5 protein-coding genes are annotated in these 6,321 nt (G+C 59.9%); 2 read left to right on the plus strand and 3 right to left on the minus strand.

Annotated elements, in window-relative coordinates; translation table 11 throughout:
* Window positions 1-2: 2 nt before the first annotated feature.
* From K0H48_RS28525 to K0H48_RS28535, 3 genes are all read right to left on the minus strand, one after another.
* A complete protein-coding gene (locus K0H48_RS28525; protein ID WP_017134724.1) occupies window positions 3-662 on the minus strand; it encodes a TetR/AcrR family transcriptional regulator in 660 nt (219 codons plus the stop codon).
* Window positions 663-749: 87 nt separating this feature from the next.
* Window positions 750-2,144, minus strand: coding sequence for a uracil-xanthine permease family protein (locus K0H48_RS28530; protein ID WP_219337595.1), 1,395 nt, complete (start codon window positions 2,142-2,144; stop codon window positions 750-752).
* Between the two features lie 88 nt (window positions 2,145-2,232).
* Entirely contained in the window at window positions 2,233-3,153 is a 921-nt protein-coding gene (locus tag K0H48_RS28535; protein WP_219337596.1) for a LysR family transcriptional regulator, read from the minus strand.
* A 125-nt stretch (window positions 3,154-3,278) separates the two neighbouring features.
* Between K0H48_RS28535 and K0H48_RS28540 the strand changes: the two genes are divergently transcribed.
* Together K0H48_RS28540 and K0H48_RS28545 are read left to right on the plus strand one after the other, a co-directional pair.
* Window positions 3,279-4,628, plus strand: coding sequence for an aspartate aminotransferase family protein (locus K0H48_RS28540; RefSeq protein WP_058419411.1), 1,350 nt, complete (start codon window positions 3,279-3,281; stop codon window positions 4,626-4,628).
* 39 nt (window positions 4,629-4,667) lie between these two features.
* Window positions 4,668-6,161 (plus strand): CoA-acylating methylmalonate-semialdehyde dehydrogenase, encoded by a 1,494-nt coding sequence (locus K0H48_RS28545; protein WP_124416352.1) that lies wholly within the window; start codon window positions 4,668-4,670, stop codon window positions 6,159-6,161.
* The last annotated feature ends 160 nt before the right edge of the window (window positions 6,162-6,321 follow it).

The raw sequence follows: 6,321 nt of genomic DNA on the forward strand, positions 1-6,321 counted from the left end.
GTTTATAGGGCCGGCTTGATGCCGCAGCCTTTGAGGATGATGTGGATCAGGTTGGTGCCGGCGTCTTCCATGTCCTGCTTGGTCAACTTGGTGCGACCGGTGACGCGGCAGATCTGGGTGGCGAAGTCGGCGTAATGCTGGGTGCTGCCCCACAGCAGGAAGATCAGGTGTACGGGGTCGATGGGGTCCATCTTGCCGGCCTCGATCCAGGCTTGGAACACGGCCGCGCGGCCACTGAACCAGGCGCGGTAGTCCTGGCTGAAATATTCGGTCAGGCATTCGCCGCCGCTGATGATCTCCATGGCGAAGATCCGCGAGGCTTGCGGGTGGCGCCGGGAGAATTCCATCTTGGTGCGGATGTAGCGTGTCAGCGCGACGGCGGGGTCGTCCTCGGCGGTCAGCGCGTTGAAGGTGCTGTCCCAAAGTTCGAGGATATTGCTCAGTACTGCGATGTACAGGCCGAGCTTGTTGGTGAAGTAATAATGCAGATTGGCCTTGGGCAGGCCGGCACTCGAAGCAATGGTGTTCATGCTGGTGCCTTTGTAGCCATGGCGCGCGAATTCGTCTTCAGCCGCCTGGAGAATCGCTTGTTCATTCTTTTGCCGAATGCGGCTGGCAGGTTTACCGGCGTGGTTGCTGTGGGCAGGAACTTCGAGGCTCATGGAGGTTTCCGTGCTGATCGATAGAGACGACGTGTGCACAGATAACCCACCCTCAAGCCTCAGACAAGTCCCGATGCAATAAAACCGTCAAAGCGGTTCCAGCGTGTCGCTTTCCGGGGCGTGGTTTGCGCCAACGGCAGTCGCCTTGGCCTCGGGCAATAACAGGCACAACACGATGGCCGTCAGGCCGCCGCTGGTGATGGCCGAGTCGAACAGGTTTTGCACAAGAGTGGGCATCAAGTGCAGCAGGTTGGGCTGGGCGGCAATGCCCAGGCCGACGCCGAACGAGGTGGCGATGATTAGCATGCTGCGCCGGTCCAGCGGCGCCTGGGCAAGAATGCGCACGCCGGCGGCGACCACGCTGCCGAACATTACCAAGGTGGCGCCGCCCAATACCGGTTTGGGGATTTGCTGCAGCACCGCGCCGATCAGCGGAAACAAGCCGAGACAGAACAGCAGCACGCCAATGTATAAGCCGACGTAACGGCTGGCCACGCCGGTGAGTTGGATCACGCCGTTGTTCTGCGCAAATGTGGTGTTGGGGAATGCGCTGAAAGTGGCGGCGATCATGCAACTGACGCCATCACCCAATACGCCGCCCTTGAGTCGGCTTATATAAGAAGGGCCGCTGATGGGCTGGCGGGCGATCATGCAATTGGCGGTCAGGTCGCCAACGGTTTCAATACTGCTGATCAGATAAATCAGTGCGATGGGCAGGAAGGCGCTCCAGTCGAAGTTGAATCCAAAGCGAAACGGCACGGGCACGCTGATCAATGGCAAGTCAGGCAAGGCTTGGGGTACCAGCTTGCCGCTGAACCAAGCGGCCAGGCTGCCGAGGGCCAGGCCAACGATGATTGCCGAGAGGCGCACCCATGGGGTGTTCGAGCGGTTGAGCAAGATGATCGTCAACACGACGAACAACCCCAGCGCCAGATTGGTTGGGGCGCCGAAGTCGGGTGCATTGAAACCGCCGCCCAGGTCGGTGATGCCGACTTTGATCAGGCTGATGCCGATCAAGGTGATGACGATGCCGGTGACCAAGGGCGTGATCACACGGCGCAATTGGCCGATAAAACGGCTCAACACGATCTGCACCGCTGCGCCGAAAAAGCACACGCCGAAGACCATCGCCATGATGTCTTCCGGGCTGCCGCCGCGTTGCTTCACCAAAAAGCCTGCGGACAACACTGCACCGAGAAACGCAAAGCTGGTGCCTTGCAGGCAGATCATGCCGGCGCCGATACCAAATGGCCTGCGTGCCTGGATGAAGGTGCCTACCCCGGACACCATCAACGCCATGCTGATCAGGTAGGGCAAGTGGGCGGTGAGCCCCAGCGTAGAACCGATGATCAGTGGCGGGGTGATGATGCCGACGAAGGCTGCCAGCACATGTTGCAAGGCTGCCAGTAGCGCGGGCAGTGGTTTCGGGCGGTCGTTCAGGCCGTAGATCAGGTCGTTGAGGCTAGAGGTTTCTGGTGGCATGGCAGGCAAACTCAGGGCGGACGGTTCAAGGTCCTGGCTTCCTTGCAAAAAGCTGTCCAGTTGCTCAGCTTTTAGCGAGAGGCCCGAGTTAGCGCGTTGCCGCCAGACTCTCCAGAAAGCTTTCCAGCACCAAATGAGGGCGGCGGCCCTTGCGCGTGACCGATGCGAGGCTTAAATCGTAAAAACGTGTAGCCGGTTTCAGCGCGCGCAGTCGGCCTTGTTGCACCCACAGGCTGGCGTAGTGGTCGGGCAGGTAGCCGATATAGCGACCGGTGAGGATCAGGAACGCCATGCCTTCACGGTCCGAGGCGCTGGCGGTGCAATTGAGGGCCTGGTAATGGGCCTGGATTTCGGCGGGCAAGCGGAAGGTCGGGGCGATGGCGTCCTGGCTGTCGATACGTGGGTCGTTCAGTTGCTTGTCGTCCGCGTAAAACAACGGGTGGCCGACCGCGCAGTAGAGCAACGAGCGTTCGCTGTACAGGGGTTGGTATTCCAGGCCCGACAAGGCACTCGCCTGGGGCACCACGCCGACATGCAGGCGGCCATCGAGTACACCTTGTTCCACTTCATTCGGGGCGATCATGCGGATCTGGATCTGCACGTCCGGGCCGCGCTCCTTCAACTGCGCCAGGGCGTGGGTGATGCGCATGTGGGGCAGGGTGACCAGGTTGTCGGTGAGGCCAATGATCAGTTCGCCGCGCAAATGCTGATGCAGGCCGTTGACCTCGGTGCGAAAACTTTCCAGGGCACTTAACAGTTGCAGCGCTGATTGGTAGACCTCGCGGCCTTCTTCAGTCAGTGAGAAACCGGCGCGGCCGCGTTGGCACAGGCGCAAGCCGAGGCGTTGCTCCAGGTCGCTCATTTGCTGGCTGATGGCCGAGCGGCCGATGCCGAGCACGGTTTCGGCCGCCGAGAAGCCACCGCATTCCACCACGCTGCGAAAGATACGCAGAAGGCGGATATCGAAGTCGCTGACTTGGGCGAGGGGATCGGGTCGACGGCTGCTCATAGTTTAGTGAAGGCCTGACTGAAGGTTAGAAGAGTTGAATTTCACCGACTTTATCGCCGTGGCAATTTAGCTGCAACAACGCTTTTCAATCCCGACGCTGCCTTTTGCCCTGCGAGGTTTTGCTGATGAACATGCCCGAAAACGCCCCATCGTCCCTGGCCAGCCAACTGAAGTTGGATGCGCACTGGATGCCCTACACGGCCAACCGTAATTTCCAGCGTGACCCGCGCCTGATCGTCGGCGCTGAAGGCAGCTGGTTGATTGATGACAAGGGCCGCCGGGTGTACGACTCGTTGTCGGGCCTGTGGACCTGTGGCGCCGGGCATACCCGTAAGGAGATTCAAGAAGCCGTCTCCAAGCAACTGGGCACCCTGGACTACTCCCCGGGCTTTCAATACGGTCATCCGTTGTCCTTCCAGCTGGCGGAAAAGATCACCGACCTGACCCCAGGCAACCTGAACCACGTGTTCTTCACCGATTCGGGCTCTGAGTGCGCCGATACCGCAGTGAAGATGGTGCGTGCTTACTGGCGCCTGAAAGGCCAGGCCACCAAGACCAAGATGATCGGCCGCGCCCGTGGCTATCACGGTGTGAACATTGCCGGGACCAGCCTGGGTGGTGTGAACGGCAACCGTAAACTCTTTGGTCAGGGCCTGATGGACGTTGACCATCTGCCACACACGTTGTTGGCGAGCAATGCCTTCTCCCGTGGCATGCCGGAGCAGGGCGGCATCGCCCTTGCCGATGAGCTGCTCAAGTTGATCGAGCTGCACGACGCGTCGAACATCGCTGCGGTGTTTGTTGAGCCGATGGCCGGTTCTGCCGGCGTGCTGGTGCCGCCGCAGGGTTATCTCAAGCGTCTGCGTGAGATCTGCGACCAGCACAACATTCTGTTGGTGTTTGACGAAGTGATCACCGGTTTCGGCCGTACCGGCTCGATGTTCGGCGCCGACAGCTTTGGTGTGACGCCGGACCTGATGTGCATCGCCAAGCAAGTCACCAACGGCGCGATCCCGATGGGCGCGGTGATTGCCAGCAGCGAGATTTATCAGACCTTCATGAACCAGGCGACGCCGGAATACGCGGTGGAATTCCCCCACGGCTACACCTACTCGGCGCACCCGGTGGCTTGCGCGGCTGGCTTGGCGGCATTGGACCTGTTGCAGAAGGAAAACCTGGTGCAGAGCGTAGCCGAAGTCGCCCCGCACTTTGAGAATGCGCTGCACGGGTTGAAGGGCAGCAAGAATGTGATCGACATCCGTAACTACGGCCTGGCCGGCGCGATCCAGATTGCCCCGCGTGACGGTGATGCCATCGTGCGTCCATTCGAGGCTGGCATGGCCTTGTGGAAAGCTGGTTTCTACGTACGCTTTGGCGGTGACACCCTGCAGTTCGGGCCAACCTTCAACAGCAAGCCGCAGGACCTGGATCGTTTGTTCGATGCGGTCGGCGAAGTGCTGAACAAAATCGACTGATTTCTCCTTCTATATAGAACAACTTTTCAGGAGCCCTGCATGAGCCTTATCCAGCATTTGATCAACGGTGAGTTGGTCAATGACAGCGGCCGTAGTGCCGACGTGTACAACCCTTCCACCGGCCAGGTTATTCACCAGGTGCCATTGGCCAGCCGTGAAACCATTCAACAGGCGATCGACTCGGCCAAGGCGGCGTTCCCGGCCTGGCGTAACACGCCGCCGGCCAAGCGTGCCCAGGTGATGTTTCGTTTCAAGCAATTGCTGGAGCAGAACGAAGCGCGTATCTCGCAGTTGATCAGCGAGGAGCATGGCAAGACCCTGGAAGACGCCGCCGGTGAACTGAAGCGCGGTATCGAGAACGTGGAATACGCGTGTTCGGCGCCGGAGATTCTTAAGGGCGAGTACAGCCGTAACGTGGGGCCGAACATTGATGCCTGGTCGGACTTCCAGCCGTTGGGCGTGGTGGCGGGTATTACCCCGTTCAACTTCCCGGCGATGGTGCCACTGTGGATGTACCCGTTGGCAATCGTCTGCGGTAACTGTTTCATCCTGAAACCATCGGAGCGTGATCCAAGCTCCACGCTGCTGATCGCGCAGCTGTTGCAGGAAGCCGGTTTGCCCAAAGGCGTGCTGAGCGTGGTACATGGGGATAAGGGCGCAGTGGATGCGCTGATCGAAGCGCCGGAAGTCAAAGCCCTGAGTTTTGTGGGTTCGACGCCGATTGCCGAGTACATCTATTCCGAAGCGACCAAGCGCGGCAAGCGCGTGCAGGCGCTGGGCGGGGCGAAGAACCATGCGGTACTGATGCCGGATGCGGACCTGGATAACGCGGTCAGCGCTTTGATGGGCGCAGCGTACGGTTCCTGCGGTGAGCGTTGCATGGCGATTTCGGTGGCCGTGTGCGTGGGTGACCAGGTGGCAGATGCATTGATCGCCAAGTTGGTACCGCAGGTCAAGGCACTGAAGATTGGTGCGGGCACCTCTTGCGGCCTGGATATGGGGCCGTTGGTGACGGGCCAGGCGCGCGACAAGGTCAGTGGTTATATAGAAGACGGTGTGTCGGCGGGTGCCAAGCTGGTGGTCGACGGCCGTGGTTTGAGTGTTGCCGGGCATGAAGAGGGCTTCTTCCTGGGGGGCAGCCTGTTTGATCGCGTGACGCCTGAAATGCGCATCTATAAGGAAGAGATCTTCGGGCCGGTGCTGTGCGTGGTGCGAGTGGACAGCCTGGAAGCGGCGATGCAGCTGATCAACGATCACGAGTATGGCAACGGCACCTGCATCTTTACCCGTGACGGTGAAGCGGCGCGGCTGTTCTGTGATGAGATCGAAGTGGGTATGGTCGGCGTGAACGTGCCACTGCCGGTGCCGGTGGCCTACCACAGCTTTGGCGGCTGGAAGCGTTCGCTGTTTGGCGACTTGCATGCCTATGGGCCGGATGGGGTGCGTTTCTATACCCGTCGCAAGGCGATAACCCAGCGTTGGCCGCAGCGGGCCAGCCATGAAGCGTCGCAGTTCGCCTTCCCGAGTCTTTAAGGCGTAGTAGGTAAAAGCCGGCCCCATGGGGCCGGTTTTTGTGCTTTTGCGGCCTTTTTGACCGATATGACAGAAATGTGAACGAAAGGGATTGACGGCGTTTTATATCTGTCTATAATTCGCCCCACTTCCGGCGCAGTCGAAACGGAAAACTCCTTGG

The organism is Pseudomonas sp. Xaverov 259, assembly GCF_019352915.1.
GTDB lineage: Bacteria > Pseudomonadota > Gammaproteobacteria > Pseudomonadales > Pseudomonadaceae > Aquipseudomonas.